The organism is Amycolatopsis bartoniae (assembly GCF_014191255.1).
Taxonomy (GTDB): Bacteria; Actinomycetota; Actinomycetes; order Mycobacteriales; family Pseudonocardiaceae; genus Amycolatopsis_E; species Amycolatopsis_E bartoniae.
Window position 1 is genome coordinate 19,325 of the sequence record NZ_JACHWH010000009.1, and the last position, 24,279, is coordinate 43,603.

Genomic DNA, 24,279 nt, shown 5'->3' on the forward strand with positions numbered 1-24,279 from the left:
CCTCCTTCCCGAAAGCAGGCCATGCACGCCGAAGTCCTCGCCGCCGTCCCCACGTTGTTCACCGTTGACGGTGAACTCGACCTCGCCGCGAACGCCCTGCTGTACCGGCGGCTCGCCGGCCGCGTGTCCGGCGTGTTCGTCGCCGGGACCACGGGCGAGTTCCCGGCGCTGGAGCACGGCGAACGGGTGGAGCTGGTCCGCGCCGCGCTGGAGGTCTTCGCTCCGTCCGGGGTGGTCGCGCACGTCGGGGCGGCGAGCACGCGGCAGGCCGTCCGGCTGACGCACGACGTGCGCGTGCTGGGGGTGCGGCGGCTGGCCGCGCTCACTCCGTACTACCTGCCCGCCGACACCGCCGCCGTGCGGCAGCACTTCGGCGCGATCACCGCGGTCGCGGACGGCGCCGAGGTGTACGGCTACCTCTTCCCCGAACGCAGCGGCATCGACGTCACTCCCGCGGAGTTCGCCGGGATAGCGGCGGAGACGGGGTTGGCCGGGGCGAAGTTGAGTGGTGCCGCCGCGGACGCCCTGCCCGCGTTCCGGGCGGCGCTGCCGGACGGCCTGCGGCTGTGGTCGGGCGCGGACGCCGCGCTCGCGTCGGTCGTGCGCGCGGGCGGCGCGGGCGTGGTGTCCGGGCTGTCCGCGGCCGAGCCGGAGCCGTTCACGGCGCTCGCGGCCGCCGTCGCCGCCGGTGACGCCGAGGCGGAACGAGAGGCGCAGGCCCGGGCCGACCAGGTGCTCGCCGCCCTCGGCGGAACCCCGCAGGGCATCAAGGCCGCGCTGCACGCCCAGGGCATCGGCACCGCCACCATGCGCATGCCGGTGACCGAGGCGAGCCCGCTCGCGATGGGGTGAGCGTGGGGAGGATGTCGGTCGCTGATCCGCGCGTTGCCGCCATTCGCGACGGCGTGAGCGGTGGGAGGGCTGAGAGAAGTCGGCTGCCCGCGTAGGCCGATCACCGTCGCTCGCGGTGGCGTGAGTGGCGGTGAGGCCAGGTGAAAGTGGCCGGTCGCGTGGGTCGGTCACCAATCCGCATTCGCGGTGCTCCCACTGCGGTGAAGTGGGTGGCGGTGAGGCCGCGAGAAGACGCCGCTTGCGTTGGCTGGTCACTGATCCGCAGGCCCATCGCCGCCAGCCACGGTGAAGTGAGCGGTGGGAGGACGGGAGAAGGCGGCCGCCGCGGCGGTCGATCACCGATCCGCACGCACGTGCCACCACCCACGGCGGCGTGAGCAGCGGCAAGGTCGGAAGAAGGTGGCCGTCCGCGTGGCCGATCGCCGATCCGCACGTGCGTTGGTGCCGCTCGCGATGGGGTGAGTCGCGGGAGGGCTGGGAGAAGCACCCGCGCGCGGGGGCCGATCACCCAACCGCGCAAGTCACGGCGGGGTGGACGCAAGCGATGGCGCCCAGCCAGAGCAGCACTCGCGGGGGTCCAGTGCAGGAATTCTTGCACAACCACCCTTGACGTGACGGATTCTTGCACCAAGAATCAACTCCGTGCAGAACGACGTCAAGTCCCGCGACCTCGACCGGCGGATTGCTGCTGCCTTGCAGCTCAACGGCAGGGCCGGCTGGAACGTCATCGCGCGGCACGTCGGCGCCAGCGAGTCCACCGTCCTGCGGCGGGCCGCGCAGTTGACCGCGTCCGGACAGTTGCGGGTGATCGGCGTGCTCGACGTGCTGCGCTGCGGCCTCGGCGTGCCGGTGCTCGTGCGCGCCCGCTGTGCTCCCGGCACCGCCGGCGAGGTCGCCGCCGCCTTCGCGGGGCGGCCCGACGCGCGTTACGTGAGCGTGCTCGCCGGTAGCGCCGACTGCGTCGCCGAGTTGGTGCTTCCGTCCTATGAGGACATCGCGGGCATCCAGCTGCACGGACTTCCCGCCGAAGGATCCCTGCTGGAGACGGAAACACTGGCGGTCATGCGTACGTTCCTGTCCAATCACGACTGGAACTCCGGCGAGCTCGACAACACCGCTGTGACCGAGCTGCGCGGCGGGGACACGCGGCCGTTCGAGGAACAGCACTGGGAAAGCCCACCGGAGAAACTGGACGAGCTGGACCTGGCGATCAGCGCCGCACTCGGCGAGGACGGCCGGATGCCCGTCAAGGAGCTGGCGAAACAGGTCGACACGAGCGAGTCCACTGTGTCCCGCCGCATGGATTCCCTGGTGCGCCGCGGCTGTCTGCGCTTCCGTACGCTCGCCGAGCCCTCGTTGCTCGGGTTCGCACTGGAGTTCATGCTCTGGCTGTCCATACTACCGTCCGAACTGGACAAAGCCGGGCAACAACTTGCGGCGCACCCGGCGACGAAGTACCTGTCCGCGACCACCGGCCGGTTCAACGTCGCCGGGCAGATCGTGCTGCGCCACTACGGCGAGCTGTACCGGTACACCACCGACGTCGTCGGCGCACTGCCCGGGCTGCAGGCCGCCGACGTCACGCTGCAGGTGAACACCCTCAAACGCGCCTGGGCACCCACCCCGGCGCCCCGACCGAGTCTGGAGAACGCGTGAGCGAGCAACAACCGTGGCAGTGGGACGAGCCGACCTGGCGGGGGCACGTCGAGCACGTGCGCGCCGGGCGGTCGTTGCGGCCGTCGTCGTGGCCCGGCGGCGCCAAGGTCGCCGTCGCGCTGTCGTTCGACTCCGACCACGAGACGCCCGCGCTGCGTGACGGCGAGGTGCTACCCGGCAAGCTGGCGCAGGGCGAGTTCGGCGCCCGCGTCGGTGTTCCGCGCATCCTCCGGCTGCTCGAACGGTTCTCGGCTCCCGCCTCGTTCTACATGCCTGCCGTGTCGGCACTCCTGCACGAGGGCGAAGCCAGGTCCTATGTAGACCAGGGTCACGAAGTGGCGCTGCACGGCTGGATCCACGAGCGCAACACGAGCTTGTCCGAAAAGGACGAACGCGAGCTGGCATTCCGGGCGGCCGACACCCTGGAGCGGCTGACGGGTGTCCGGCCTGTGGGCATCCGCACGCCGTCGTGGGACTTCTCCGCGCACACGCTGAAGATCACGCAAGAGCTGGGGTTGCGCTACGACTCCTCGCTGATGGCCGACGACGACTGCTACGAACTGCTGGCCGACGGCGAACCCACGGGCGTCGTCGAGCTTCCGGTGGAATGGATCCGCGACGACGCGCCGTACTTCATGATGGACCGGTTCGCGTCGCTGCGGCCCTACACGCCGCCGCGAGGCGTACTGTCGATCTGGCGCGACGAGTTCGACGGCGCCTACGCCGACGGCGGCATCTTCCAGCTCACCATGCACCCGCACATCATCGGGCACCGTTCCCGGATCGCCGTGCTCACGGAACTGCTGGAGTACATCTCCGGGCACGAAGGCGTCTGGTTCGCCACGCACGCGCAGATCGTCGACCACGTGCTGGCGGCGTCATGACGCGCCACGTGCTCGTCACCGGTGCCGGCGGTGGGATCGGAGCCGCGATCGCGGACCGGTTCGCGGCGGACGGTTGCCGGCTGACGTTGTCCGACTACCGTGCCGGCGAACTCGCCTCGACCGCATTGGTTCTGCGCGAAAAGTACGGCACGGAAGTCGTCGAGCTGCCGGGAGATCTCGCCGACGCGAAGTTCGCCGAAGGATTGGTCGGCCGGGCTGGGAAGCTCGACGTGCTCGTGAACGCCGCGGGTATCTACCCGGCGACGTCGTTGCTGGAGATGACCGCGGAGGCGTGGGACCGGGTGCAGGACGTCAACGTGCGGGCAGCGCTGCTCACGACTGTCGCGTTCGGACGGCAGGGCGGTCCGGGTGCGGTGGTGAACATCTCCTCGGGCGCGGCGACGCGGGCCCGTCCCGGCGCGGCGCACTACGCCACGTCGAAGGCGGCACTGGAGATGCTGACGAAGGCGTGTGCGGTCGAACTGGGCGGACAAGGTATCCGGGTCAACGCGGTGAGCCCGGGTTTCGTCACTGTGGACAGTCCGGCGAACCCGGTCACCGAGGAGTACGCGGCCGCGGTGTCGGTGAACCCGTTGGGGCGCCGGGGTTTGCCACCGGACATCGCCGAGGCGGTGCACTGGCTCGCCGGGGAGCACGCGAGCTGGATCACCGGCGCGGTGCTGCGGGTCGACGGCGGATCGACCGCAGGCGCGCCCTCACTGCCGTTGCACTGGAACGGGCACACCGCCGTGCAGGAAGGACACCACCATGGCTGAGTACACGGTCGTCGGCGGCGGCGCGATCGGTGGGACGCTCGCCTTCCACCTGGCGCGCGCCGGACACCGGCTGCTGATCGTGGACGCCGACGCGGCCCACGTGGAGGCGATCCGGTCCAACGGACTCGTCCTGCGGCGCCCGGACGGGGACGAGCGGGTGGCGGTCGAAGCCGTTGTTCCGGACGACGCGCCCGCGGAACTGTGCCAGGTGCTGCTGGCGGTGAAGGCGCAGGCGACCGCGGCAGTGCTGCCGTGGCTCCAGCCGCGCCTGGCACCTGACGGTTTCGTGGTTTCGCTGCAGAACGGGTTGAACGAGCGGTTGATCGCGTCCGTTGTCGGTCCGGAAAGGACAGTCGGTGCATTCGTGAACCTGTTCGCGGACGTCGTCGAGCCGGGGGTGATCCGTGACGGCGGGCAGGGCGCGCTCGTCGTGGGAGAGCCGGACGGGTGGATTTCGGAGCGGGTCGAGCGGGTCGTCGCGGACCTGCAGGCGTGGGGCCCGGCGAAGGCGACGAACAACGTCGAGGGCTACCTGTGGGCGAAGCTCGGCTTCGGTGCGATGCTCACGACGACGGCGCTCGCGGACGCGCCGATGGCCGACCTGATCGACCGGCACCGGCCGCTGATGCACGCGATCACCGAGGAGGTGCTGGCGGTGGCCCTCGCGGGCGGGCGGCGGCTGGAGCCGTTCGACCAGTTCGACCCGGTGGCGTACGTGCCGGGCGCGACCGGCCAGGACGCGGCGACCGACCGGCTGACCGCGTGGCTGCGCACGATGCCGAAGGACCGCAGCGGCATCTGGCGCGACATCGCGGTGCGCCACCGCCCGGTGGAGGTGCACGACCACTACGGTCCGGTGCTCGCGGAGGCAAGCGAACGGGGCGTGGCGGTGCCACTGCTGACCGCGATGCTGACCCGGCTGCGTTCGGTGGAAACCGGCGAGGCGGCGATGTCGGAGGACCACCTGGTGGAGTTGGAGCGGGGGCTGGGTTGAGCGTCCTGGTCGTCAGAGGAAGACGCCGGCGCGGCGAGGTGGGCGGGTCGTCCACCCCACCGCAGGAAGTGCACGACCGGGAACCCCCTATGCCCGCACGGTGAGCGCATCGTCCAGTTCGGACAGTAGGCGGGCCTTCGGGCGGGCGCCTACGAGGGAGCGGATCGGCCGGCCTGCCTGGAACAGGAGCAGCGTCGGCAGGGACATGATCTGGTAGGTGCGCGCGGTGAGGGGGTTCTCGTCGCTGTTGATCTTGCAGACGACCAGCGAACCGGCTCGTTCCACCGCGATCTCCTCCAGCACGGGCGCGATCATGTGGCACGGCGGGCACCACTGCGCCCAGAAGTCGACCAGCACGGGCTGCTCGCTCCGCAGGACTTCCTCGGCGAAGGTCGCGTCGGTGACGGTCAGCATCAGGACTCCTCTTCGGGTTCAACGGAAACTCCGCACGGGCCGGGCGGCCCCGGGAGCGCGTCGGCGAGCTTGGCCAGCAGATCGGCCCGCACCGCGGTCAACCGGTCGATGCAGGCGTTCACCTCGTCGAGCTTGCGCTGGTACACCTCGACCGAGTCGGCGCACGAGTCACCGCGAGGGTGTCCCGCACGCAGGCACTCCACGAACGGCCGCGTGTCGTCCAGGCTCAGACCGGCCGCCTGCAGCGTGAGGATCTCCCGGACCAGCCGGAACTCCTCCTCGCCGTACTCCCGGTAGCCGTTCGCCGCCCGCGGGGCGTCCAGCAGCCCCTGTGACTCGTAGAACCGCAGCGCCCGGGTGGTGGTCCCGGCCCGCCGCGCCAGCTCGCCGATGCGCATGATCCGACCGTAAACCTTGACGTGCACGTCAAGGCAACACCGACTCCACCGCCCGCACGACGACGTCCGCGATCCGGTCCGGCTGCGTGAGCATCGCGAGGTGATCGGCGTTCTCGCGGTACACCGGCCAGCCGCGGCGCGCGGCCTCGTCGGCGAAGAGGTCGTACGTCTCACTCAGCCGGACGTAGGCTGACCGCGACTCCGGGGCCGCGGGCGCCGGTTCCTCGAAGAACGCCAGCGGCAGCCTCGGCACCTCGGCGAAGAACCGGTCCCGCAGCCGCGGCGGCAGGTCCTCGAACGCCTCGCGGGGAAACCATTCGTGCCACGGCGGGAGCCACCCCTCACGCGCCAGGCCGAGCAGCTGCTCGCCCAGGGCGGGCGGCGCGGTCTCGAACCAGCTGCGGCCCGGACGCGGCAGCACCGCGTCCACGAACACCATCCCACGATCACCGTGCTGGGCGATCGCGGGCAGCAGCGCGCCAGCGCCGCTGTGCCCCACCACCACGTCACCCCGGACCGACCGAGCCGCCTCGACGAGCTTCGCGTGGTACGGCGGCCTGTCGGGAAACCCGGAGGGCACGCCCTGCACCGGAAAGCCGCGGCGGCGCAGGACTTCGGCCACCGGCTGCCAGGTGTACGGCCCCACCAGCGGGCTGTGGACGAGCACGAAGGCGGTCAACGGTCACCCGTCACCCGTCGACGGTTGACAGTCGACCGTTGACCGCAGCGGCGAGCCCGCCGCCAGCTGGGCATCAGGCGTCGAAGTCGACGGTCAGGGTGTCCGAGCAGGGCAGCGACTGGCACGTCAGCACGAAGCCGTCGTCCACTTCGGACTTCTCCAGTGCGAAGTTCCGCCGCATGTCGGCCTTTCCGCTGGTGATCTTCGCCCGGCACGTGCCGCACACGCCGCCCTTGCACGCGAACGGCAGGTCCGGCCGCACGCGCTGCGCGCCGTCCAGGATCGGGACGTCCCGCGGCAGGGCCGCCGTCGTGGACCGGCCGTCCAGCACGACCGTGACCTCGCTCGTGACGCCGTCCACGACGGCGTCCTCGTGCCGGACCGGCGCGGGCGGCACGTCGTCGACGTAGAACAGCTCCTGGTGGACCCGCTCCCCCGCCACCCCGGCCCGCAGCAGCAGGTCCCGCGCCTCGGTGACCATGCCGAACGGGCCACACAGCCACCAGTGGTCCACTGTCGTCAGGTCCGGCACCAGCGCCAGCAACGCTTCGAGCTTGCCCGCGTCGAGCCGCCCGGTGAACAGCTCCGCCTCCCGGGGCTCACGCGAGAGCACGTGCACCAGCTCCAGCCGCGCGGGCCAGCGGTCCTTGAGGTCGGCCAGCTCGTCGGCGAACATCACCGAGTCCGTGCGCCGGTTGCCGTAGAACACCGTCGCCGTCGAACCCGGGTCACGCAGCACGGTCCCGGCGATCGACAGCACCGGCGTGATCCCCGACCCCGCGGCGATCATGACGTGCCGCCCCGGCCCTGGCGGCGGCGTGAAGCTGCCGGTGGGTGTGCCGACCTCGATCTCGTCGCCCGGCCGCACATCGCGGACCAGCCACGACGAGAACAACCCGCCCGGCACCTCGCGCACGCCGATGCGCGGCGCGGTGCCTTCGGGCGCGCAGATCGAGTACGACCGGCGCTCCTCCCGGCCGTCGACCGTGCGGCGCAGGGTGAGCGACTGCCCGGCGCGGAACGCGTACGCCCCGGTCAGGTCCGGCGGCACGGCGAAGGTGACGGCCGCGGCGTCGTCGCACAGCCGCTCGACCGCGGTCACGGTGAGCCGGTGGAACTCCGTGCGCACCCGGGTGCTGGTGGTCACCGTCAGATCTCCTTGACGTGCTCGAAGGTCTCCTGGCACGCGCCGCAGCGGCGCAGCGCCTTGCACGCTGTCGGCCCGAACTCCGACAGCAGCCGCGTGTCCGGCGAACCGCAGTGCGGGCACTCAACGCGCTTCGCCGGCGGTGTCAGCGTGAGCGGAATCGGTCCCGATCGACGTGGCGCAGCGCCGGGCGGGGCGATACCGGCCTCGGCGAGCTTGCGGCGGCCGTGCTCGCTGATCCAGTCGCTCGACCAGGCCGGCTGCAGCACCGTGCGGACCTCGACCTCGCGGTAGCCCGCGCCGGACAACGCGTGCACGAGGTCGTCGCGCATGGTGTCCATCGCCGGGCAGCCGGTGTAGGTCGGGGTGATCGACACGATCACCCGTCCGTCCTTCTCGGACACTTCGCGCAGCACGCCCAGGTCGGCGAGGGTCAGCATGGGCAGTTCGGGATCGGTCACCCGCTCGGCGACCGCGCGGGCGGTCACCATGTCGCCTCCGGGTGCGCCCGGGCGACGCTCTGCAGCTCCGCCAGCAGGTAACCCATCGCTTCGGTGTGCACGCCATCGCGGCCCGTCCGCCCGGAAACCCCGGCCCTGCCGGGAATTTCGGGCCGCACGAGGGTCGCGGCGGACAGTACCCGCGCGAGGACGTCGTCGAACTCAGGCCGCACGGTCGAGGGATCGACGCCCACCTCCAGCTCGATCGCGTGCGGGGTGAACAGTTCCTCGACGTACGGCCAGATCCCGTCGAGCCCGGCCTGCATGCGCTCGTGCGAGTACTCCGTGCCATCGCCGAGCCGCACGGCCCACTGTGCGGCGTAGTCGCGGTGGTACGTCAGCTCCTTGACGCCCTTCGCGGCGATCGCCGCCAGCACCGGGTCCGCGGACTCGGTCAACCGGGAGAACAACGAGAGCCGCCAGGTGGCGAACACCAGCAGCACCGCGATCAGCTGACCGAAGTCGCCGCGCTCCAGCTCGGCGAGCCGGACGTTGCGGAACTCGCGCTCCTCGCGGAAGAAGGCGTACGAGTCCTCGGTGCGCCCGGTGACCTTCCCGGCGCGCGCCAGCAGCAGCCGGGCCTGGCCGAGCAGGTCGAGCCCGATGTTGGCGATCGCCACCTCGTCCTCCAGCTCGGGCGCGTTGGTGCACCACTGCTGCAGGCGGTGGGAGAAGATCAGCGCGTCGTCACCGAGCATCAGGCAGTACGCGGCGAGCGCGGCACCGTCTATTTCAGACGGTACCGTGGTGTCCACACCGGACAGCGGATCCTCGAACCCGGTGCCGAACGCCCAGCGGGAGTCGTCGTGTGCCTCGGTGAGCGCTTCGAAAGCGTTGTCGAATGCCATCGGAGCCTCACATGTGCGGAACGTCGTCGGGAATGTCGTAGAACGTCGGATGCCGGTACACCTTGTCGGCGCTCGGCGCGAAGAACGGGTCCTTCTCGTCCGGTGACGACGCGGTGATGTGCGCGGCCTTGACCACCCAGATGCTCACGCCCTCGTTGCGCCGGGTGTAGAGGTCGCGGGCGCTGTGCAGGGCCATTTCGTCGTCCGCCGCGCGCAGGGAACCCACGTGCACGTGGTTGAGCCCGCGCTTGCCCCGCACGAACACCTCGTACAACGGCCAGTCACTCATGCGATGCTCCCTTGCCGCTTAGCCGCGTGCGCGGCGGCCGCTTCCCGGACCCACGCGCCGTCCTCGTGCGCGCGGCGCCGGTGCTCGACGCGCTGCGCGTTGCACGGCCCGTTGCCCGACACCACCTGCTTGAACTCGGCCCAGTCGACCTCGCCGAAGTCGTAGTGCCCGCGTTCGGCGTTCCAGCGCAGGTCCGGGTCCGGCAGCGTCACGCCGAGGATGTCCGCCTGCGGCACGGTCATGTCGACGAACCGCTGGCGCAGCTCGTCGTTGGTGTGCCGCTTGATCCGCCACGCCATGGACTGCGCGGTGTTCGGCGAGTCGGTGTCCGGCGGGCCGAACATCATCAGCGACGGCCACCACCAGCGGTTCACCGCGTCCTGCACCATGTCCCGCTGCGCCTGCGTGCCCTTCATCATCGTCATCAGCAGCTCGTAGCCCTGCCGCTGGTGGAACGACTCCTCCTTGCAGATCCGGATCATCGCCCGCGCGTACGGGCCGTAACTGCTGCGGCACAAGGGAACCTGGTTGCAGATCGCCGCGCCGTCCACGAGCCAGCCGATCACGCCGACGTCGGCGAACGTCAGCGTCGGGTAGTTGAAGATCGACGAGTACTTCTGCTTCCCGTCGATGAGCCGCTCGGTCAGGTCGGTGCGGTCGGCGCCGAGGGTCTCCGTCGCCGAGTACAGGTACAGCCCGTGCCCGGCCTCGTCCTGCACCTTCGCCAGCAGGATCGCCTTGCGCCGCAACGAAGGCGCACGGGTGATCCAGTTGCCCTCCGGCTGCATGCCGATGATCTCCGAGTGCGCGTGCTGCGCCATCATGCGGATCATCGTCTTGCGGTAGCCCTCGGGCACCCAGTCCCGCGGCTCGATCCGCTGGTCCTTTTCCAGGGTGTGCTCGAAGTGTTCTTCCACCATCGCGGTCATGATTTCGCCACCAGTGTCAGCACGTCGTACTTCGCCACGGATTCGCCGTGGGCGTTGGTCACGTCGGCGTCCCAGCGGACCTCGCCGTAGTCCTGGTCGAGCCGCGGGGTGATCTGCTTGCAGGTCAACGTGACCGTCAGCTCGTCGCCCGGCTTGACCGGGGTGAGGAAGCGCAGGTTCTCCAGCCCGTAGTTGGCCAGCACCGGTCCGGGCTCGGGCGAGACGAACAGGCCGGCGGCGAACGACACCACGAGGTAGCCGTGCGCGACGATGCCGCCGAACAACGGGTTCGCGGCCGCCGCCTCGGGGTCGGTGTGCGCGTAGAAGGTGTCGCCGGTGAACTCGGCGAAGTGGTCCACGTCCTCGCGCGTCACGGTGCGCGGCCCGGCGACCACCGAGTCGCCGACCTTCAGCTCCGCCAAGGACTTCCGGAACGGGTGCACGCCCTCGGCACGCGGCGCGCCGGGGACCCAGCGGCCGGTGACCGCCGAGAGCACGGCGGGCGAGCCCTGCACGGCGGTGCGCTGCAGGTGGTGCAGCACGCCCCGGAGGCCGCCCATCTCCTCGCCGCCACCCGCGCGGCCGGGACCGCCGTGCACCAGCGCCGGCAGGGGCGAACCGTGCCCGGTGGACTCCTTCGCGTCGTCGGCGTCGAGCACCAGCAGCCGACCGTGCCAGGGCGCGGCACCGAGGACGACCTCGCGCACGAACTCCTTGTCACCGCTCACGATCGACCCGGCGAGGCTGCCGCCGCCGCGCGCGGCGTAGTCGACGACCTGCTCCGTCGAGGTGTAGGGCAGCAGCGTGGACACCGGCCCGAACGCCTCGACCTCGTGCGGCTCCGCCCGCTCCGGATCACCCTTGAGCAGCACCGGCGAGATGAACGCGCCCCGCTCCGCGTCGGCGTCGACGACCTCGACCTTCTCCGGGTCACCGAACACCACACTGCCCGCGGACAGCAGGGCCTTGAGCGAGCGGCGGACCTCCTCGCGCTGCTCCAGGCTCGCCAGCGCCCCCATCCGCACGCCTTCGCTGGCCGGGTTGCCGATCGTCACCTTCGCGAGCCGTTCGGACGCGGCGGAAGCGACGTCGTCCAGCAGCTCCGCCGGCACGAACGCGCGGCGGATCGCGGTGCACTTCTGCCCCGCCTTCACCGTCATCTCGGTGACCAGCTGCTTGACGAACAGGTCGAACTCCAGCGTGCCCTTGACCGCGTCGGGGCCGAGGATCGAGCAGTTCAGCGAGTCGGCCTCGGCGTTGAACCGGACCGCGTGCCGCACGATCGCCGGATGCGCCCGCAGCTTCTGCGCGGTGGACGCCGATCCGGTGAACGACACCAGGTCCTGCGCGGTCACGTGGTCGAGCAGGTCGCCCACGCTGCCCGCGACGAACTGCAGCGAGCCCTCGGGCAGGATCCCGGACTCGATGATCAGCTCCACCAGCCGCGCGGTCAGGTACGCCGTCTGGCTGGCGGGCTTGACCAGGCTCGGTACCCCGGCGAGGAACGCGGGCGCGAGCTTCTCCAGCGGCCCCCACACCGGGAAGTTGAACGCGTTGATCTGCACCGCGACACCCCGCAACGGGGTCGCGATGTGCTGCCCCAGGAACGTGCCGCCCTTGCTCAGCGGCTCCACCCCGCCCTCGACGTACACCGTGTCGTTGGGCAGCTCCCGCTTGCCCTTCGACGCGTAGCCGAACAACACGCCGATGCCGCCGTCGATGTCGAACTTCGAGTCCCCCAGCGTGGCGCCGGTGCGCGCCGAGAGCGCGTACAGCTCCTCGCGGTGCTCCCGCAGGTGCGACGCCAGCGCCTTGAGCAGCGCCGCCCGCTGGTGGAAGGTCAGCTCCCGCAACGCCGGACCGCCGACCCGCCTGCCGTACTCCAGGGCGGCGGCGAAGTCCACGCCCTTCGAGGACACACGCGCGACCTCCTCGCCGGTCACCGCGTCGTGCAGCGGAACACCCTCGTCCGCGGCGGTGTGCCAGCCGCCGGCGACGTAGCTGCGCAGGAGCGCCATCGGTCCTCCTCGATTAACCAACCGAACGTTCAGGAAGTCATGGTAGCGTCTTGACAAGCGGCGGGCCAGGGGTCAGTTTGATAACCGTCCATTCGGTCAGTAAGGCGGTGTGCGCGTGAACGGTCCGGCGCAGGCGATGTTCGACGACGACCTCGCTTCCAAGTCCCTCGGCATCGAGCTGCTCGAAGCCGCCGACGGGCGGGCCACGGCCCGCATGCGCGTCACGCCCGAGATGGTCAACGGGCACAAGATCGCCCACGGTGGCTACCTCTTCCTGCTCGCCGACACCGCCTTCGCGTGCGCGTGCAACAGCCACGGCCCGGTCACCGTGGCCGCCGGCGCCGAGATCTCCTTCGTCACCAGCGCCCGGCTCGGCGACGAGCTCGTCGCGACGGCCGAGGAGCGCACCCGCTACGGCCGCAACGGGATCTACGACGTCACTGTCCGCCGCGGCGACGAGGTCGTCGCCGAGTTCCGCGGCCGCAGCCGCACCATCGCCCGCTGAGGAGTTTTCGATGACCACCACGCACAGCGAAGTGCCACACGCCAAGCGCCTCGGGGCCGCGCCCGCCGCGGACGACCTCTCGCCCGCGGAGCGAATGAGCGTGGACGAGCTGCGGGCCACCCAGCTCGAACGTCTACAGTGGACGCTCCAGCACGCGTACGAGAACGTGCCCGCCTACCGCCGCAAGTTCGACGAGGCCGGCGTGCACCCCGACGACTGCCGCTCGCTCGAAGACCTCGCGAAGTTCCCGTACACCACCAAGGCCGACCTGCGCGACAACTACCCGTTCGGCATGTTCGCCGTGCCGCCGGAACGGGTCCGCCGCATCCACGCCTCCAGCGGCACCACCGGCCGTCCCACGGTGGTCGGGTACACCGAGGAGGACATCGACACGTGGGCGACCGTGATGGCGCGGTCGATCTTCGCCGCCGGCGGGCGGCCGGGGCACAAGGTGCATGTCGCCTACGGGTACGGGCTGTTCACCGGCGGGCTCGGCGCGCACTACGGCGTGGAGAAGCTCGGCGCCACCGCGATCCCCGCGTCCGGCGGGATGACCGCGCGGCAGGTCCAGATCATCACCGACTTCCGGCCGGAGGTCATCATGGTGACCCCGACGTACATGCTGACGCTGCTCGACGAGTTCGAGCGCCAGGGCATCGACCCGCGCACCAGCTCGCTGAAGGTCGGCATCTTCGGCGCCGAACCGTGGACCGAGCAGATGCGCGCGGAGATCGAACAGCGGCTGGACCTCGACGCGGTGGACATCTACGGGCTGTCGGAGGTGATGGGGCCGGGCGTCGCGCAGGAGTGCGTCGAGACCAAGGACGGCCTGCACATCTGGGAGGACCACTTCTACCCCGAGGTCGTCGACCCGGTCGAGGGGTTCGTGCTGCCCGACGGCGAAACCGGCGAGCTGGTGTTCACGTCGCTGACCAAGCAGGCGCTGCCGATCATCCGGTACCGCACGCGTGACCTCACCGCCCTGCGGCCGGGCACCGCGCGGCCGTCGTACCGGCGGATGGACAAGGTCACCGGCCGCAGCGACGACATGATCATCCTGCGCGGGGTGAACCTGTTCCCCACGCAGATCGAGGAGATCGTGCTCGCCACGCCCGGGCTGGCGCCGCACTTCCAGCTCCGGCTCACCCGCCGCGACCGCATGGACCACCTCACGGTGCTCGTCGAGGCCCGGCCCGACACCCCCGCCGAACGGCGGCCCGCCGCGGCGGCGGAGATCGCGGCCCGCGTCAAGGACGGCGCCGGGGTGAGCGTCGGCGTGGAGGTGCTCGACCCCGACAGCCTGGAGCGCTCGGTCGGCAAGCTGCGGCGCGTGATCGACCAGCGGCCGCGCGACTGACCGGCGGTGGGGATACTGACGGTATGACGACCGCACCGCCCGCACGGGCCGCCAAGCGCGGCAGGCCGGGCTACGACCTCGAGTCACTGCTGGCCGTCGCCGTGAAGCTGTTCAACGAGCGCGGGTACGACGGCACCAGCATGGAGGACCTCTCGCGCAAGCTCGGCATCACGAAGTCCGCGATCTACCACCACGTGCCGAGCAAGCAGGAGCTGCTGCGCCTGTCGGTGAACCGCGCGCTCGACGCGTTGTTCGAGCTGGTGGCGGAGCTGGAGTCGGTCGAGGGCCGGGCGGTGGAGCGGCTGGAGCACCTCGTGCGCGGCAGCGTGGTGGTGCTCGTGGAGCGGCTGCCGTTCGTCACGCTGCTGCTGCGGGTGCGCGGGAACACGAAGGTGGAACGGGACGCGCTCGCCCGGCGCCGCGAGTTCGACCGAATCGTCTCGGAGCTGGTCACACAGGCCGTCGAGGAGGGCGACCTGCGCACGGACATCGACCCGGCGACGGCAGCGCGCCTGCTGTTCGGGATGGTGAACTCGCTCATCGAGTGGTACCGCCCGCGCGGCGGCGCGGGCGCGGACGCGGTGGCGGACGCGGTGGCGTCGATGGCCTTCGACGGCCTGCGCGTGCGGGAGAGCTGAAAACGCCCCGCCCCCGCGTCGCGGGAGCGGGGCGCAGCCGGGCGGTTACTTGTCGAAGACGTTCTTAGCCGCGTCCTTGAGCTTTTCGCCGGCCTGCTTCACGTTGCCCTTGCCCTGATCGGCCTTGCCCTCGGCCTGCCACTGCTCGTTGTCGGTGGCGTTGCCGAGCCCCTCCTTGGCCTTGCCCTTGAGCTCCTCGGTCTTGTTGCTCAGCTTGTCGTCGCTGCTCATGGCGCCTCCTTTCGGGTCGTGGGTCGAATACCCCGACCGGGGGACGGGAAACACGGACAATTTCTTCAGTCAAAACTGGACAGTTTTAGCTGAAGGATTTACCGTGGGTGACATGGCAGACGAAGGCATCGCACCGTCGGCGCTGGCCGCGGCGCAGGAGGTACGGGCGGTGATCGGGCGGGTGCGGCGGCGCATCCGGGAAGCGACGCGCGGTGAGGACCTCACCCCGTCCCAGACCGCCGTGGTCACGCGGCTGGACCGCGACGGGCCGATGTCCGCGAGCGACCTCGCGGCGGCCGAGCGCGTGCGCCCGCAGTCGATGGCGGCGTGGCTCTCCGCGCTCGACGAGCACGGCTGGATCGAGCGGCGGCCCGACCCGGACGACGGCAGGCGCCAGCTGATCTCGCTCAGCGAGACGGGCCGGGCGCAGCTCACCGACGGCCGCCGCGAGCGGTCGGAGTGGCTGGCCCGCGTCCTGAACGACGAGTACAGCGAGCAGGAGCGACAGCAGATCCTCGACGCGATGGCGCTCCTCGACCGGCTCACCCGGTCATGACCGCGCCGTTCGACCGCAGGCTCATCGCGCCGATGGTCCTCGGCACGATCCTCAACCCGGTCAACTCCTCGATGATCGCGGTCGCGCTGGTGCCGATCGGCCTCGCGCTCGGCGCGCCGCCCGGGCAGACCGCGTGGCTGGTGTCGGGGCTGTACCTCGCGACCTCCGTCGGGCAGCCGGTGGTGGGACGGCTCGTCGACACCTACGGCCCGCGCCCATTGTTCCTCGCCGGCACCGCGCTGGCCGGGGTCGCGGGCCTGCTCGGCACGTTGTCACCGTCCCTGCCGGTCCTGGTTGTCGCGCGCGTGCTGCTCGGGTTCGGCACCTGCGCGGGCTATCCCGCCGCGATGTACCTCATCCGCAGCGAAGCGCGCCGCACCGGGCAGGACAGCCCGTCGGGCGTGCTGACGGCGCTCGCCGTGTCCGCGCAGACGGTCGCCGTCGTCGGGCCGACGCTGGGCGGGCTGCTGATCGGCGCGGGTGGCTGGCGCACGGTGTTCGCGATCAACATCCCGCTGTCGGTGGCGTGCGTGGTGCTCGGCGCGCTGCGCCTGCCCCGCACCCCGCGCGAATCCGACCGGCCGCGCCTGGACGTGCCAGGGATCCTGCTGTTCGCGGCGATGCTGACCCTGCTGCTGTTGTTCCTGATGGACCTCAAGGCCGGGCACTGGTACCTGCCGGTGCTGGTCGTCGCGGCGGGCGCGGCGTTCGCCGTGCGGGAGCTGCGCGTGCCCGAACCGTTCCTGGACCTGCGGGTGCTCGGCGGAAACGGCGCGCTGCTGGGCACGTTCGGCCGGACGCTGCTGTCGTTCGTCGTGTCGTACGCCTTCCTCTACGGGTACACGCAGTGGCTGGAGGAGTCGCACCACCTGTCGGCGTCGGCGGCCGGGCTGGTGCTGCTGCCGATGTTCGGCACGGCGATCCTGGTGTCCGCGACGACCGGCCGCCATCCGCAGGTGCGGGGCAAGCTGCTCGTCGGGGCGGTCGTGCTGGTCGTCACGTGCGTGCTGCTGGTGCTGCTGGAGCCCACGACCCCGATCTGGCTGCTGGTGGGCGTGTCCATCGTTTCCGGTGTGCCGCAAGGACTGCTGAGCCTGGCGAACCAGAACGCGTTGTACCACCAGGCGGATCCCGAGCGGATGGGGTCTTCCGCGGGACTGCTGCGCACCTTCACCTACCTCGGCGCGATCGTCGCCTCGGCGGCGAACGGCGCGTTCCTCGCGTCCGGCGCTGACACCTCCGGGCTGCACTCGCTCTCGGAGTTCCTGATCGCGGTCGCCGCCGTACTGCTGGTGGTGACCGTGCTCGACCGGTCCCTGCGCCGCATCGGCGCGGTACGAAAGGAAAGCACGGCATGACACTGACCACTGTGGACGAACGCACCGCGCTGGTGCTGATCGACCTGCAACGCGGCATCGTCGGGATCCCGACGGTCCCGCACTCGCCGGCGGAGGTGGTGTCGCGGGCTTCCGAGCTGGCCGAGGCGTTCCGCGCCCACCGGCTGCCGGTGGTGCTGGTGCGGGTCAGCGCGGCGCCGGACTGGTCGGACGCCGCGCCGGGCCGCACCGAGGCGCGCGGGCACGGCGGGAACTGGCCCGAGGGCTGGGACGAGGTGGTCGACGAGCTGCGGCGGCCCGGCGACATCGTGGTGACGAAGCGGAACTGGGGCGCGTTCTACGGCACGGACCTGGACCTGCAGTTGCGCCGCCGCGGAATGACGCAGATCGTGCTGGGCGGAATCGCGACGAGCGCGGGCGTGGAGTCCACGGCCCGCGCGGCGCACGAGCACGGCTACCACGTGACGCTGGCGACGGACGCGATGGCCGACCGCGACGAGGAGGTGCACCGGCACAGCGTGGAGCGGATCTTCCCGCGTCTCGGGGAAACGGGCACCACGGCGGAAATCCTGGAGCTGCTGGCGAAAACCCGCCCGTGACGGCGGCGGACCGGGTGGTTCACGTCCGAGCCGCCCGGCCCGACACCCCCGGTGCTACCTCCACCCGGCCGCGGCGACATGGATGCCACTGCGGAACTTCGGAATCACAGCAAACCCGCACCCGATGGCGACGGGCTGGGCGGCTCACACCGAGCCGCCCGGCCCACCTCACCGACACCCCCGGTGCTACCTCACCCAGCCGCCACCACACGGGGCGCCACAGCGGAACTTCCGCAACCACAGCAAACCCGCACCCGACGGCGGCGGCCCGGACCGCTCACACCGAGCTGCCCGCCCCCTCACCGACACCCCCGGTGCTACCTCACCCAGCCGCCACCACACGGGCGCCACAGCGGAACTTCGGAATCACAGCAGACCCGCACCCCATGGCGGTGGGCCGAGCCGCTCACACGAGCCGCCCGGCCCACCTCACCGACACCCCCGGTGCTTCCGTGGCGTCACCGCCGTCGCCGCCTCGTCGAGCTGCCAGCCTCCGGGGCGACCGCCACCCTGGCTGGCGAACTCACCTCACTCGGCCGCGGCGAACTGCGACGAGTAGAGCCGGTGGTAGGCGCCGTGCGCGTCGAGCAGCTCCGCGTGCGTGCCCTGCTCCACGATGCGGCCCGACTCCATCACCAGGATCAGGTCGGCGTCGCGGATCGTGGACAGGCGGTGGGCGATCACGAAGCTCGTGCGGGACGAGCGCAGCGCGGCCATCGCGTGTTGCACGAGCGCCTCTGTGCGGGTGTCGACGGAGCTGGTCGCCTCGTCGAGGATCAGCAGCGCCGGCTGCGCGAGGAACGCCCGCGCGATCGTCAGCAGCTGCTTCTCCCCCGCGCTGACGTTGGTGCCCTCGTCGTCGATCACCGTGTCGTAGCCGTCGGGCAGGGTGCGCACGAACCGGTCGACGAAGGTCGCCTTCGCCGCCGCCACGATCTCCTCCTCGGTGGCCTCCGGCCTGCCGTAGGCGATGTTGTCGCGGATCGTGCCGCCGAACAGCCACGTGTCCTGCAGCACCATGCCGATCCGCGAGCGCAGGTCCTCGCGGCGCAGCTGGGTGATGTCCACGCCGTCGAGCGTGATGCGCCCGGAGTTCAGCTCGTAGAACCGCATGATCAGGTTGACCAGCGTGGTCTTCCCGGCGCCGGTGGGCCCGACGATCGCGACCGTGTGCCCCGGTTCCGCCACCAATGACAGGTCCTCGATGAGCGGCTGGTCGGGGCTGTAGGAGAAGCTGACGCCGGAGAACTCGACGCGTCCCCGCGGGTCGGCGATCTCGGCGCTCTCCGCCGGCCCCGGCTCCTGCTCCTCGGCGTCGAGCACCTCGAAGACACGCTCGGCGGACGCGACACCGGACTGCATGAGGTTCGCCATCGACGCGATCTGCGTCAACGGCTGGGTGAACTGCCGCGAGTACTGGATGAACGCCTGCACCTCGCCGAGCGTCAGCGCGCCGGAGGTGATGCGCAGCCCGCCGACCACCGCGACGACGACGTAGCTGAGGTTCGACAGGAACATCATCGCGGGCATGATCAGCCCGGACACGAACTGCGCGCCGCGTGCCGCGTCGAACAGCTCGTCGTTGCGGCGCCGGAACTCCGCCTCGGACTCGCGCTGCCTGCCGAAGACCTTCACCAGCTGGTGCCCGGTGAACGCCTCCTCGATGTGGGCGTTGAGGGCACCGGTGTTGCGCCACTGGGCGATGAACAGCTTCTGCGCGCGCTTGCCGATGAACCCCGTGATGAAGACCGACGCCGGGACCACGGCGAGCGCGATCAGCGACAGCAGCGGGGAGATCGTCAGCATCATGACGATCACGCCGATGACCGTCAGCAACGACGTCATCAGCTGGCTCAGCGTCTGCTGCAGGGTGGAGGAGATGTTGTCGATGTCGTTGGTGACGCGGGAAAGCAGCTCACCGCGCGGCTGGCCGTCGAAGTAGCGCAGGGGCAGCCGGTGCAGCTTCGCCTCGACGTCCGCGCGCAGCCCGAACACCACCCGCTGGACGACGAGGTTCAGCAGGCGGCCCTGCAGCCAGCCGAAGACGGAGCTCGCGACGTAGAACGCCAGCACCCACGTGAGGACGGTACCGAGGCGGCCGAAGTCGATGCCCGCGCCGGGAATGCCACGCAGGTGGCCGAGCACGCCGTCGAAGATGACGTCGGTGGCCTGGCCGAGCAGTTTCGGCCCGGCCACGGTGAACGCCACGCTGATGACGCCCAGCGCGACGACCGCCGCGAAGGGGACGCGCTCGGGCCGCAGCCGGGCGACGAGCCGCCGCGCGGACGGGCCGAAGCTCTTCGCCTTGCTGACGGGCATGGCCATGCCGGGCATGCCACGGCCCATCGGCCCGCCCTGCGGCCGCGGCCCCGCGGGCCGGTTCGCGGTGGTGGTCACGCCGCCTCCCCAGAGGTCGAGTGTCGGTGGATGGTCCCGCCGGGCACGCTTTTCACGCGGATCGGCGGTCGTTGCGGGGTGAGTGCTTCGTTCGGCGCGCTGTCTGGCCGGGATGGCGCTGTCGCGCGCCCGGTGTCGGACTGCCGCCCGCCTGCCGGGGGGCGAGCTGGCCGCTGGCTGAGCGCGGTGGACGCACCGCTTGCAGGGAACGTGATCCACCCGGTACCGCAGGACCACCGTGCTCGCTGGTTCGCCGCGGGTGAAGCTGGCCGCTCGCGGATCGGCGTGTGTTGCGGGGTGAGTGCTTCCTGGGAGCTCAACGCCCTCGGCGCGCCACCGGACCGGGATGGCGCTGTCGCGCGCCCGGTCCCGCCGGGCTGCCGCCCGCCTGCCGCGGGTAGGGCTGGTCGCTGGCCCGCCGCGGTAGACGCACCGCTTGCAGGGAACGCCAACCACCCGATACCGCAGGCCCACCGTGCTCGCTGGTCCGCTGTGGGTCGAGCCGCATTCCCGCCCACCGCCGCGCGTTGCGGGGTGGGTGCTTCGTGGGAGCTCAACGCCCTCGGCGCGACGCCGGGCCGGGATGGCGCTGTCGTGCGCCGGTTGTGGCTGGACTGCCCGCCTGCCGCGGGCACGGCTGGCCGCTGGCTGAGCGCGGTGGACGCACCGCTTGCAGGGAACGTGATCCACCCGGTACCGCAGGCCCACCGTGCTTGCTGGTTCGGCGTGTGTTGCGGGGTGGGTGCTTCGTGGGAGCTCAACGCCCTCGGCGCGACGCCGGGCCGAGATGGCGCTGTCGCACGCCGGTTGTGGCTGGACTGCCGCCCGCCTGCCGCGGGCACGGCTGGCCGCTGGCTGAGCGCGGTGAACGCACCACTTGCACGGAGCGCCAGCCGCCCGGTGCCGCAGGCCCACCGTGCTCGCTGGCCCGTCGCGGGTGGAGTCTCGTTCCCGCCCACCGCCGCGCCTTGCGGGGTGAGTGCTTCGTTCGGCGTGCCGCCGGGCCGGGATGGCGCTGTCGCGCGCCCGGTCCCGCCGGGCTGCCGCCCGCCTGCCGTGGGGCAAGCCGCGTCGATCGGCGGGGGCCGCATGGTGGATGCCCTGCCCGTGCGGGACGGTGCCCGCCCGGGCTCCGGAACCCCGTGCCTCACGCCGCCTCCTCGGGGGTCAGCTGCGAGTGCACGATCTCCTGGTACGTCGGGCACGTGGCGAGCAGCTCGTGGTGTGTGCCGGCGCCCACGATGGAACCGTTGTCCAGCACCAGGATCCGGTCGGCGTCCAGGATCGTGGAGACGCGCTGCGCCACCACGACCACCGCCGCGTCGCGGGTGTGCGGGCGCAGCGCCCGGCGCAGCGCCGCGTCGGTCGCGAGGTCCAGCGCCGAGAACGAGTCGTCGAACAGGTAGACCTCCGGCCGCCGCACGAGAGCCCTGGCGATCGCCAGCCGCTGGCGCTGGCCGCCGGACACGTTGGTGCCGCCCTGGGCGATCGTCGCCTCCAGCCCGCCCGTCATCGCCTCGACGAAATCCTTCGCCTGCGCGATCTCCAGCGCCTCCCACAGCTCCTCGTCGGTCGCGTCCGGATTGCCGTAACGCAGGTTGCTGGCCACCGTGCCGGTGAACAGGTACGCCCGCTGCGGCACCAGCCCGATCCGCTGCCACAGCACGTCCGGGTCGAGCTCCCGCACGTCCACCCCGTCGACGAGCACCTCACCCGCCGTGACGTCGATCAGCCGTGGCACCAGCGACAGCAGCGTGGTCTTGCCCGCGCCGGTGCTGCCGACGATCGCCGTGGTGGTGCCGGCCCGCGCCTGGAACGAGATGTCGCGCAGCACCGGCTCCGCGGCACCGGGGTACCGGAACTCGACGCCGCGGAACTCGACCTGCCCGTGCGCCCGCAGCTCCCGCACCGGCGCGAGCGGCGGGCGCACCGAGGACTCCGTGTCGAGCACCTCGTTGAGCCGCTCCGCGCACACCGCCGCCCGCGGGATCATGATCGAGATGAACGTCGCCATCATCACCGACGCCAGGATCTGCAGCAGGTAGTTCAGGAACGCCGTGAGCGCGCCGATCTGCATCTCCCCCGCGTCGACCCGATGCGAGCCGAACCACAGCACCGCCACGCTGGAGGCGTTGAGGATCAGCATCACCGTCGGGAAGATCAGCGCCTGCAGCCGCCCGACCCGCAACGCGGTGTCCGTCAGCGTGGTGTTGGCCGCGCCGAAACGCTGCGTCTCCGCGCGCTCCCGGACGAACGCGCGCACCACCCGGATGCCCGACAGCTGCTCCCGCAGCACCCGGTTGACCTGGTCGATGCGCTCCTGCATCAGACGGAACTGCGGCACCATCCGCGTGACGATCAACCCGATCGCGATCAGCAGCACCGGCACGCAGACCAGCAGCAGCCAGGACAGCCCCACGTCCTCCCTCAGCGCGAGCACGATGCCCGCGACGCACATGATCGGCGCGGTGACCAGCACCGTGCACACCAGGACCACCAGCAGCTGCACCTGCTGCACGTCGTTGGTGGTGCGCGTGATGAGCGACGGCGCGCCGAACTGCGCGACCTCCCGCGCCGAGAACTGGCCGACCCGCGAGAACACCGCGGCCCGCACGTCGCGGCCGAAGCCCATCGCGGCGCGAGCGCTGAAGAAAACCGCTCCGCCGGAGCAGAGGATCTGCAGTACCGTGACGGTGAGCATCCAGCCGCCGGTCTTCAGGATGTAGCCCGTGTCGCCGCGGACCACGCCGAAGTCGATGATGTCGGCGTTCAGGCTCGGCAGGTAGAGCGACGCCACCGTGCCGATCAGCTGGAGCACGAGCACGATCGTGAGCTCCTGCCGGTACGGCCGCAGGTGCGTGCGCAACAGGCGGATGAGCACGAGATCCCCCATCGGAAACGATCCGTATCTAATATGGGCACAGTAGCCGAGGGAAATAAGATACGCAACGTATTTTAGGGGAGTTCGTGCCGGAGCCGAAGCCACGCCGCCGGGGCAAGGAACTGGAAGACGTCATCCTCGACATCACGTGGGTCGAGCTGGTGGAAGTCGGCTACAACCGGTTGACGATCGAGTCGGTCGCGAAGCGGGCGCGGACGAGCAAACCGGTCATCTACCGCCGCTGGTCGAACCGGGCCGAGCTCGTCCTCGCCGCCTGGGCCCGCCAGACCCCGACCGAAATGGCCGTGCCGATCGACACCGGCAGCCTCCGCGGGGACCTGATCGCCCTGTTCCGCCGCGTCGCCGAACGCGCCAACAGCGTCATGACCGAGGTGATCGCGGGCGTGATGGGTGAAGCCTTCCGCCACCCCGAGGTGGTCGAGCTGCTGCACCAGCGGCTCCGGCAGTCACCGATGTCCTCGACGCTGCAGGCCATCGTGGACCGCGCCGTCGCCCGCGGCGAGCTCGACCCGGTGGAGCTGCCCGCCAGGGTGACGAGGGTGCCGCTCGACCTCATCCGCAACGAGACTCTCCTGTGCCGCGGCCCGATGCCGGAGCAGGCGGTCATCGACCTGGTCGACGAGGTGTACCTGCCGCTGCTGCACGGCCTCGCGGCGCGGTCAGTGGAAGCGGTGCACGACAGCGTGCCCCTTGCCGCGCGCGATGAGCCAGCGGTTCACGGGTGTGGTCAGCACGAACGCCAGGAGCAGTGACCCGGCCAGCGAGCCCCAGAACAGCCCGTCGCCGAGCCCGGCGTCCATCGCGCCCGGCACCGCGACGACCACCGCGTTGTCCACGACCTCCATCACCGCGATCGACACGCTGTCGGCGGCGAGCGCGATCTTGAGCGCGTCCCGGACGCCGACACCCGCGCGCAGCACGCCGCGCATGGTGAGGGCGTAACCGAAGCCGAACGCCAGCACGATCGAGAGCACGACCGTGACCGCGTTGGACAGCCCGGCCGCGGTGCCGATGACCATGCCGAGCACCTCGCCGAGCGCGCAGCCGGTGAGGCAGTGCAACGTGGCCTGTGCCGCGCTCGCCCAGGTCGCCGCGTGTGCGGAGTTATGTGTACCGGAGTCCATCTCTATACCCCCTCCGGGTACACAGTAAGCCGAGACGAACTTCCGCGCAAGTACGGGGTAGGGGTATCTAGGCGATCCGGAAGACGGGGTAGTTCCTCGCGATCTTCACGAACTCGCCGACGGGCGCGACCGGCACGTGGAGCCGGACACCGGGAGCGACGGCCAGGTACTGCCGCGCGCTCCCCTGCCTCGACCTCGACGAGGCGCACCGGTTCGCGGCGGCCGTGCCGGAGCGCCGCCTGTCCCCCG

At 71.1% G+C, this 24,279-nt stretch carries 25 protein-coding genes; 12 read left to right on the top strand and 13 right to left on the bottom strand.

Going from position 1 to position 24,279, the window contains the following annotated elements; genetic code table 11:
• The first annotated feature begins 21 nt into the window (after window positions 1-21).
• From FHX82_RS29650 to FHX82_RS29670, 5 genes are all read left to right on the top strand, one after another.
• Window positions 22-852, top strand: coding sequence for a dihydrodipicolinate synthase family protein (locus FHX82_RS29650; RefSeq protein ID WP_145932773.1), 831 nt, complete (start codon window positions 22-24; stop codon window positions 850-852).
• A gap of 642 nt (window positions 853-1,494) precedes the next feature.
• Window positions 1,495-2,508 carry an Lrp/AsnC family transcriptional regulator gene (locus FHX82_RS37895; protein ID WP_145932772.1) on the top strand — a complete coding sequence of 338 codons (1,014 nt, stop codon included), beginning with the start codon at window positions 1,495-1,497 and terminating at the stop codon, window positions 2,506-2,508.
• A complete protein-coding gene (locus tag FHX82_RS29660; protein ID WP_145932771.1) occupies window positions 2,505-3,392 on the top strand; it encodes a polysaccharide deacetylase family protein in 888 nt (295 codons plus the stop codon). Before FHX82_RS37895 ends, FHX82_RS29660 begins: the two co-directional genes overlap by 4 nt.
• Window positions 3,389-4,168 carry an SDR family NAD(P)-dependent oxidoreductase gene (locus FHX82_RS29665; RefSeq protein WP_145932770.1) on the top strand — a complete coding sequence of 260 codons (780 nt, stop codon included), beginning with the start codon at window positions 3,389-3,391 and terminating at the stop codon, window positions 4,166-4,168. The genes FHX82_RS29660 and FHX82_RS29665 overlap by 4 nt, the downstream gene beginning before the upstream one ends.
• Complete coding sequence (locus FHX82_RS29670; RefSeq protein WP_145932769.1) at window positions 4,161-5,162, top strand: ketopantoate reductase family protein; 1,002 nt, start codon at window positions 4,161-4,163, stop codon at window positions 5,160-5,162. Before FHX82_RS29665 ends, FHX82_RS29670 begins: the two co-directional genes overlap by 8 nt.
• Window positions 5,163-5,249: 87 nt before the next feature.
• Here the strand turns inward: FHX82_RS29670 and trxA are convergent, their stop codons facing one another.
• The 9 genes from trxA to paaZ all read right to left on the bottom strand — a co-directional run bounded on the left by trxA (window position 5,250) and on the right by paaZ (window position 12,384).
• The gene (gene trxA / locus FHX82_RS29675; protein WP_145932768.1) at window positions 5,250-5,576 is read right to left on the bottom strand and encodes a thioredoxin; all 327 of its coding nucleotides are present in this window, start codon (window positions 5,574-5,576) and stop codon (window positions 5,250-5,252) included.
• Window positions 5,576-5,974: a MerR family transcriptional regulator gene (locus tag FHX82_RS29680; RefSeq protein WP_145932767.1), complete on the bottom strand. Its 399-nt coding sequence runs from the start codon at window positions 5,972-5,974 to the stop codon at window positions 5,576-5,578. The genes trxA and FHX82_RS29680 overlap by 1 nt, the downstream gene beginning before the upstream one ends.
• A gap of 28 nt (window positions 5,975-6,002) precedes the next feature.
• Window positions 6,003-6,653, bottom strand: coding sequence for an alpha/beta hydrolase (locus FHX82_RS29685; RefSeq protein ID WP_145932766.1), 651 nt, complete (start codon window positions 6,651-6,653; stop codon window positions 6,003-6,005).
• Window positions 6,654-6,726: 73 nt separating this feature from the next.
• Window positions 6,727-7,806, bottom strand: coding sequence for a 1,2-phenylacetyl-CoA epoxidase subunit PaaE (gene paaE / locus FHX82_RS29690; protein WP_145932865.1), 1,080 nt, complete (start codon window positions 7,804-7,806; stop codon window positions 6,727-6,729).
• A complete protein-coding gene (gene paaD / locus FHX82_RS29695) occupies window positions 7,803-8,291 on the bottom strand; it encodes a 1,2-phenylacetyl-CoA epoxidase subunit PaaD (RefSeq protein ID WP_145932765.1) in 489 nt (162 codons plus the stop codon). The genes paaE and paaD overlap by 4 nt, the downstream gene beginning before the upstream one ends.
• Window positions 8,285-9,148: a 1,2-phenylacetyl-CoA epoxidase subunit PaaC gene (gene paaC / locus FHX82_RS29700; RefSeq protein WP_145932764.1), complete on the bottom strand. Its 864-nt coding sequence runs from the start codon at window positions 9,146-9,148 to the stop codon at window positions 8,285-8,287. The genes paaD and paaC overlap by 7 nt, the downstream gene beginning before the upstream one ends.
• 7 nt (window positions 9,149-9,155) lie before the next feature.
• Window positions 9,156-9,437, bottom strand: a complete 282-nt coding sequence (gene paaB / locus FHX82_RS29705) for a 1,2-phenylacetyl-CoA epoxidase subunit PaaB (RefSeq protein WP_145932763.1) — start codon at window positions 9,435-9,437, stop codon at window positions 9,156-9,158.
• Complete coding sequence (gene paaA, locus FHX82_RS29710) at window positions 9,434-10,366, bottom strand: 1,2-phenylacetyl-CoA epoxidase subunit PaaA (protein ID WP_145932762.1); 933 nt, start codon at window positions 10,364-10,366, stop codon at window positions 9,434-9,436. Before paaA ends, paaB begins: the two co-directional genes overlap by 4 nt.
• Window positions 10,363-12,384: a phenylacetic acid degradation bifunctional protein PaaZ gene (paaZ, locus tag FHX82_RS29715; protein WP_145932761.1), complete on the bottom strand. Its 2,022-nt coding sequence runs from the start codon at window positions 12,382-12,384 to the stop codon at window positions 10,363-10,365. The genes paaA and paaZ overlap by 4 nt, the downstream gene beginning before the upstream one ends.
• A 136-nt stretch (window positions 12,385-12,520) precedes the next feature.
• On the opposite strand from paaZ, the gene paaI reads away from it, so the two are divergent.
• From paaI to FHX82_RS29730, 3 genes are read left to right on the top strand one after another with little or no spacing between them, the layout of a single operon-like run.
• On the top strand, window positions 12,521-12,889 hold the full coding sequence (gene paaI / locus FHX82_RS29720) for a hydroxyphenylacetyl-CoA thioesterase PaaI (protein WP_145932864.1): 369 nt from the start codon (window positions 12,521-12,523) through the stop codon (window positions 12,887-12,889).
• A 10-nt stretch (window positions 12,890-12,899) separates the two neighbouring features.
• Complete coding sequence (gene paaK, locus FHX82_RS29725; protein ID WP_145932760.1) at window positions 12,900-14,246, top strand: phenylacetate--CoA ligase PaaK; 1,347 nt, start codon at window positions 12,900-12,902, stop codon at window positions 14,244-14,246.
• A 23-nt stretch (window positions 14,247-14,269) separates the two neighbouring features.
• Complete coding sequence (locus FHX82_RS29730; protein WP_145932759.1) at window positions 14,270-14,884, top strand: TetR/AcrR family transcriptional regulator; 615 nt, start codon at window positions 14,270-14,272, stop codon at window positions 14,882-14,884.
• A 45-nt stretch (window positions 14,885-14,929) separates the two neighbouring features.
• On the opposite strand, the gene FHX82_RS29735 is transcribed toward FHX82_RS29730, so the two are convergent.
• Window positions 14,930-15,115 (bottom strand): CsbD family protein, encoded by a 186-nt coding sequence (locus FHX82_RS29735; RefSeq protein WP_145932758.1) that lies wholly within the window; start codon window positions 15,113-15,115, stop codon window positions 14,930-14,932.
• Between the two features lie 112 nt (window positions 15,116-15,227).
• Between FHX82_RS29735 and FHX82_RS29740 the strand changes: the two genes are divergently transcribed.
• Genes FHX82_RS29740 through FHX82_RS29750 form a run of 3 tightly spaced genes read left to right on the top strand, consistent with a single transcriptional unit; the run spans window position 15,228 to window position 17,607 of the window.
• Window positions 15,228-15,671: a MarR family transcriptional regulator gene (locus FHX82_RS29740; protein ID WP_183176908.1), complete on the top strand. Its 444-nt coding sequence runs from the start codon at window positions 15,228-15,230 to the stop codon at window positions 15,669-15,671.
• A complete protein-coding gene (locus FHX82_RS29745) occupies window positions 15,668-17,029 on the top strand; it encodes an MFS transporter (RefSeq protein ID WP_221216721.1) in 1,362 nt (453 codons plus the stop codon). Before FHX82_RS29740 ends, FHX82_RS29745 begins: the two co-directional genes overlap by 4 nt.
• A complete protein-coding gene (locus tag FHX82_RS29750; protein WP_145932757.1) occupies window positions 17,026-17,607 on the top strand; it encodes a hydrolase in 582 nt (193 codons plus the stop codon). Before FHX82_RS29745 ends, FHX82_RS29750 begins: the two co-directional genes overlap by 4 nt.
• Before the next feature lie 528 nt (window positions 17,608-18,135).
• Here FHX82_RS29750 and FHX82_RS29755 read toward each other — a convergent pair.
• Together FHX82_RS29755 and FHX82_RS29760 are read right to left on the bottom strand one after the other, a co-directional pair.
• Window positions 18,136-19,953: an ABC transporter ATP-binding protein gene (locus FHX82_RS29755; RefSeq protein WP_145932861.1), complete on the bottom strand. Its 1,818-nt coding sequence runs from the start codon at window positions 19,951-19,953 to the stop codon at window positions 18,136-18,138.
• Between the two features lie 1,198 nt (window positions 19,954-21,151).
• Complete coding sequence (locus tag FHX82_RS29760) at window positions 21,152-22,885, bottom strand: ABC transporter ATP-binding protein (protein ID WP_145932860.1); 1,734 nt, start codon at window positions 22,883-22,885, stop codon at window positions 21,152-21,154.
• Between the two features lie 86 nt (window positions 22,886-22,971).
• Here FHX82_RS29760 and FHX82_RS29765 point away from each other — a divergent pair, with 86 nt between their 5' ends.
• Entirely contained in the window at window positions 22,972-23,658 is a 687-nt protein-coding gene (locus tag FHX82_RS29765) for a TetR/AcrR family transcriptional regulator (RefSeq protein WP_145932756.1), read from the top strand.
• Here FHX82_RS29765 and FHX82_RS29770 read toward each other — a convergent pair.
• Window positions 23,566-24,030, bottom strand: a complete 465-nt coding sequence (locus tag FHX82_RS29770; protein ID WP_145932755.1) for a DUF4396 domain-containing protein — start codon at window positions 24,028-24,030, stop codon at window positions 23,566-23,568. The two genes, FHX82_RS29765 and FHX82_RS29770, sit on opposite strands and share 93 nt — an antisense overlap.
• Window positions 24,031-24,279: the final 249 nt, after the last annotated feature.

What these genes read in the sequence shown, in the direction of transcription:
- FHX82_RS29650 (WP_145932773.1), top strand. Translation starts at nt 22, where the DNA reads ATGCACGCCGAAGTCCTCGCCGCCGTCCCCACGTTGTTCACCGTTGAC.
- FHX82_RS29665 (WP_145932770.1), top strand. Translation starts at nt 3,389, where the DNA reads ATGACGCGCCACGTGCTCGTCACCGGTGCCGGCGGTGGGATCGGAGCC.
- FHX82_RS29670 (WP_145932769.1), top strand. Translation starts at nt 4,161, where the DNA reads ATGGCTGAGTACACGGTCGTCGGCGGCGGCGCGATCGGTGGGACGCTC.
- trxA (WP_145932768.1), bottom strand. Translation starts at nt 5,576, where the DNA reads ATGCTGACCGTCACCGACGCGACCTTCGCCGAGGAAGTCCTGCGGAGC.
- FHX82_RS29680 (WP_145932767.1), bottom strand. Translation starts at nt 5,974, where the DNA reads ATGCGCATCGGCGAGCTGGCGCGGCGGGCCGGGACCACCACCCGGGCG.
- paaD (WP_145932765.1), bottom strand. Translation starts at nt 8,291, where the DNA reads ATGGTGACCGCCCGCGCGGTCGCCGAGCGGGTGACCGATCCCGAACTG.
- paaC (WP_145932764.1), bottom strand. Translation starts at nt 9,148, where the DNA reads ATGGCATTCGACAACGCTTTCGAAGCGCTCACCGAGGCACACGACGAC.
- paaB (WP_145932763.1), bottom strand. Translation starts at nt 9,437, where the DNA reads ATGAGTGACTGGCCGTTGTACGAGGTGTTCGTGCGGGGCAAGCGCGGG.
- paaA (WP_145932762.1), bottom strand. Translation starts at nt 10,366, where the DNA reads ATGACCGCGATGGTGGAAGAACACTTCGAGCACACCCTGGAAAAGGAC.
- paaZ (WP_145932761.1), bottom strand. Translation starts at nt 12,384, where the DNA reads ATGGCGCTCCTGCGCAGCTACGTCGCCGGCGGCTGGCACACCGCCGCG.
- paaI (WP_145932864.1), top strand. Translation starts at nt 12,521, where the DNA reads ATGTTCGACGACGACCTCGCTTCCAAGTCCCTCGGCATCGAGCTGCTC.
- paaK (WP_145932760.1), top strand. Translation starts at nt 12,900, where the DNA reads ATGACCACCACGCACAGCGAAGTGCCACACGCCAAGCGCCTCGGGGCC.
- FHX82_RS29730 (WP_145932759.1), top strand. Translation starts at nt 14,270, where the DNA reads ATGACGACCGCACCGCCCGCACGGGCCGCCAAGCGCGGCAGGCCGGGC.
- FHX82_RS29735 (WP_145932758.1), bottom strand. Translation starts at nt 15,115, where the DNA reads ATGAGCAGCGACGACAAGCTGAGCAACAAGACCGAGGAGCTCAAGGGC.
- FHX82_RS29740 (WP_183176908.1), top strand. Translation starts at nt 15,228, where the DNA reads ATGGCAGACGAAGGCATCGCACCGTCGGCGCTGGCCGCGGCGCAGGAG.
- FHX82_RS29745 (WP_221216721.1), top strand. Translation starts at nt 15,668, where the DNA reads ATGACCGCGCCGTTCGACCGCAGGCTCATCGCGCCGATGGTCCTCGGC.
- FHX82_RS29750 (WP_145932757.1), top strand. Translation starts at nt 17,026, where the DNA reads ATGACACTGACCACTGTGGACGAACGCACCGCGCTGGTGCTGATCGAC.
- FHX82_RS29755 (WP_145932861.1), bottom strand. Translation starts at nt 19,953, where the DNA reads ATGGGCCGTGGCATGCCCGGCATGGCCATGCCCGTCAGCAAGGCGAAG.
- FHX82_RS29770 (WP_145932755.1), bottom strand. Translation starts at nt 24,030, where the DNA reads ATGGACTCCGGTACACATAACTCCGCACACGCGGCGACCTGGGCGAGC.